Source organism: Duganella violaceipulchra (assembly GCF_019166075.1).
GTDB lineage: Bacteria > Pseudomonadota > Gammaproteobacteria > Burkholderiales > Burkholderiaceae_D > Rugamonas > Rugamonas violaceipulchra.
Genome location: NZ_JAHTGR010000125.1, coordinates 1 through 450, shown reverse-complemented (window position 1 = coordinate 450; position 450 = coordinate 1). Strand labels below are relative to the sequence as shown.

At 66.4% G+C, this 450-nt stretch carries 1 protein-coding gene; it reads right to left on the bottom strand.

Annotation, left to right across the window (positions count from 1 at the left end):
* Nucleotides 1-208: 208 nt before the first annotated feature.
* The coding region (locus tag KVP70_RS33270; RefSeq protein ID WP_217946716.1) for a hypothetical protein at nucleotides 209-450 on the bottom strand (242 nt) is incomplete at its 5' end.

Below are 450 nucleotides of genomic sequence, written 5' to 3'. Positions count from 1 at the left end.
ATATTGGACAGCAACGGTGAAATTGCCCAGCCTTGCGGAACGCTTTCGCTGGCTGCTCGAGAGACCAGCGCGTTCGCCGCGCACGCTCCCGCCACCGCGCGCGCGCCCTTGCTGGCTGCGGCCATCATTATCGGCCGGGGGCAGGGCAATATCGCCTGGATCGCCCTGCCGCGCGGCGCCACGCCGAGTTTTACTCGCGCATGCGCGACTACACCGAGCGCAGCAGCGCTTCGGCCTGGGCGACGTAGTCGCTATGCTTGTAGACCTGCAGCCAGATGAAGCGCGCCAGCAGCGAGGCGAAACAGAAGAACACCAGCGCCAGCAGCCAGTATGGCGTTTGCGGGGTCAGGCCGATCAGCATCAGGACGGCCTGCTGGCCATGGAGCGCCTGAAGGACGACGCCGGCGCCATCGAATCGATGATGCGCGCCGCGCACTCGATCAAGGGCGC